This is a genomic window from Intrasporangium sp., assembly GCF_040414665.1.
Taxonomy (GTDB): Bacteria; Actinomycetota; Actinomycetes; order Actinomycetales; family Dermatophilaceae; genus Intrasporangium.
In genome coordinates, this window is record NZ_JBEDUL010000103.1 from 1 (window position 1) to 2,862 (window position 2,862).

Sequence of the window (2,862 nt, forward strand, 5' to 3'; positions counted from 1 at the left end):
GCCGGACGGTCACACTGACGACATGCAGATCTTTGACTACGACTACAAGGCGCTCCTCAGGCAGGTCCAACAGTGACCATCCTGTGGGACCTGGATCCGAGGGCTTCGCACGCCTACGGCTTCGCCCTCGGCCCGGACACGGTGCAGATCTTTGCTGCCGGACAGGTCGGAAAGGCGCTTCAGGAAGGCAACCATCCCCTCGTCGTCATCGGGCCCGATATCGCGCTCGAAGCGGCATGTTCGCTGGCCGAGCTTGAGCGCATTGACCGTCCCGAGTTGGGCGTCATCCTGCTGCGGCATCGGGTGGACGTGACGACACTGGCCCAAGCGCTCCGGAGTGGTGTGCGCGAAGTGGTCCAAGTAGGCGACCAAACGGCGCTGAGTGACGCGATCAAGCGCAGTCTGGAGCTCACTGCCCAGTTGTCCGGCCATTCGCATTCCGGAGGGAGCGGTGAGGGCAAGGTCATCACGGTCTTCTCAGCCAAGGGGGGCGTCGGCAAGACGACATTGGCGACGAACCTGGCGACGTACCTCGCATCGACCGGCGCGCAGACCCTGCTCATCGATCTCGACCTCATGTTCGGCGATGTGGCCATCAGCCTCCAAGCCGTGCCCGCCCACGACATCGGCGACCTCGTAAGCATGCGCGGACACCTCGACGAGCAGGGCGTGCACTCGGTCGTGACGCGTCACGAGGACAGTGGCCTCGACCTCATCGCCGCTCCGTCCGATCCGGGGGTGGCCGATCGGGTTCCCGCGGCCGTGGTGGAGGAACTGCTGCGCGTTGCTCGCGGAATGTATGCCTACGTTATTGTCGACACACCGCCGAACCTGACCGAGCACGTTCTAACAGCGTGTGATCTGAGCGATCTGACAATGCTGGTCGCCACCCTCGACATCCCAGCGGTCAAGAATCTTCGGGTCGCCATGAATACCTTGGACACGCTCGGCGCGTCCAACGATGGCCGAGTGATCGTGCTCAACAGGTCTGATGCAAAGGTCGGGCTCAAGGCCGACGATGTCGAAGTTGCACTGAAGTACGAGATCAGGGCGCAGGTGCCGAGCAGCCAATCCGTACCGTCGTCGGTCAACCGGGGAGTGGCACTGGTGCTGGACGAGCCACGTTCGCCGGTGTCTGTGGCCATTCGCGATATCGCTGATCGCGAGATTCGGATGCGCTTTGGCGAGCAGGTCGAGAACGGAGCCAAGCGTGGGCTTGGTCTGTTGAGGAGCAAGAAATGAGCAGTCTCGCCGACCGACTTGACGCAGCCCGGCGTGCCCAGATTTACCCGGTCCACGATCAGACACCGACGTTCGATCACGAGCGAGCGCAGCGCCGAAACCGGCGGGGTGTTGATCCGTTCGCCGGGGTAAAGGATCGTGTTCACCAGGCCCTGGTCGAGTCGCTTGGCCCGCGTCTCTACGATCCTCACCTGGCCGAGTCGGAACTCGCATCGCAAGTCCGGATGACGCTCCAGGACGTGATCGACTCGGAGCAGACACCGCTCTCTCTGGCAGACCGAACGCGTATTGCCCAGGACGTCTCTGATGACATCTTGGGTCACGGGCCCCTTGAGCCCTTCCTGCGCGACCAGGACGTCACCGAGATCATGGTCAATGGTCCTGATGACATCTACATCGAGCGCGAGGGCAGGATCTTCCCGGTCGACGCCCGGTTCTCGGATGATGCGCATCTGCGGCGAACGATTGACAAGATCGTGTCCCGCGTGGGCAGGCGTGTCGATGAGTCCAGTCCGATGGTCGACGCGCGCCTCCCAGATGGCTCTCGCGTGAACGCCGTTCTTCCGCCGATCGCTCTTGATGGGTCGCTCCTGACCATCCGGAAGTTTGCAGCGGATCCCTTTACCGATCGTGACCTGATCTCTTTCGGCACCATGTCTCCTCGGGTTCGAGACTTTCTCGAGAGCTGCGTTCGCGGTCGCCGCAACATCATCATCTCTGGAGGCACCGGGTCCGGAAAGACGACGACCCTCAACGTGCTGAGTTCTTTCCTCCCTGGGGACGAGAGGATCATCACGATTGAGGATGCTGCGGAGCTCCAGCTCCATCAGGACCACGTGCTGAGGCTGGAGTCGCGCCCGCCGAACATCGAGGGCCGCGGCGCCATCGCGATCCGAGAGCTGGTGCGAAACTCGCTGCGAATGCGCCCGGACCGCATCATCGTCGGCGAGGTCCGCGATGGTGCAGCACTCGACATGCTCCAGGCCATGAACACCGGTCACGACGGCTCCCTGACGACCGTTCACGCGAACAGCCCCCGTGACAGCCTGTCACGTCTGGAGACGATGGTCCTCATGGCGGGTGTGGAGCTACCGGTGCGTGCCATTCGAGAGCAAGTGGCCAGTGCGATCGACTTGATCGTGCAACAGAGCCGACTCAAGGACGGTTCACGACGCATCGTCGCCATCACAGAGGTTGTCGGCATGGAGTCCGACGTGATCACACTTCAAGACCTCTACACGTTCGACTACTCGGCCGGCCGAGATGAGGTCGGACGTTACCGAGGCGAACTCGTTCCCACAGGCATCCGACCCAAGTTCGCCCAAGACCTTGCCGACGTGGGTGTCGATCTGCCCAACCAGCTCTTCGCAAGGCTGGGGCTGTGATTCTGTTCATCCGTCGATTGGTGGCTGCTCTCGCTGGAGGCGCCCTCCTGCTTCTTCTCGCACCATCCTCAGCTTTGGCTGCTGTCGATGCCTCTCTGAGCGACGTCAAGTCGACTGCCGCTGGAGTGACTGGAGTCCTCACCTTTCGCAGCGCCAACGCTGTTCAGGTCGATCAGGCGACCCTGGTGGCTTCCGTGGATGAAACTCCCGTCGAGGTGTCAGTTTCCAAGGCGAC

The 2,862-nt window shown here is 62.3% G+C and carries 2 protein-coding genes and 1 pseudogene; all 3 read left to right on the forward strand.

Going from position 1 to position 2,862, the window contains the following annotated elements; genetic code table 11:
- The first annotated feature begins 72 nt into the window (after positions 1-72).
- Entirely contained in the window at positions 73-1,242 is a 1,170-nt protein-coding gene (locus ABF401_RS11195; RefSeq protein ID WP_353509644.1) for a CpaE/TadZ family protein, read from the forward strand.
- A complete protein-coding gene (locus ABF401_RS11200; protein WP_353509645.1) occupies positions 1,239-2,627 on the forward strand; it encodes a TadA family conjugal transfer-associated ATPase in 1,389 nt (462 codons plus the stop codon). Before ABF401_RS11195 ends, ABF401_RS11200 begins: the two co-directional genes overlap by 4 nt.
- A pseudogene (locus ABF401_RS11205) lies at positions 2,624-2,862 on the forward strand (type II secretion system F family protein); the annotation flags it as partial. The gene ABF401_RS11200 and the pseudogene ABF401_RS11205, both read left to right, overlap by 4 nt.

Excerpts from the sequence above, each read along its gene's own strand:
- ABF401_RS11200 (WP_353509645.1), top strand. The coding sequence starts at position 1,239 with ATGAGCAGTCTCGCCGACCGACTTGACGCAGCCCGGCGTGCCCAGATT.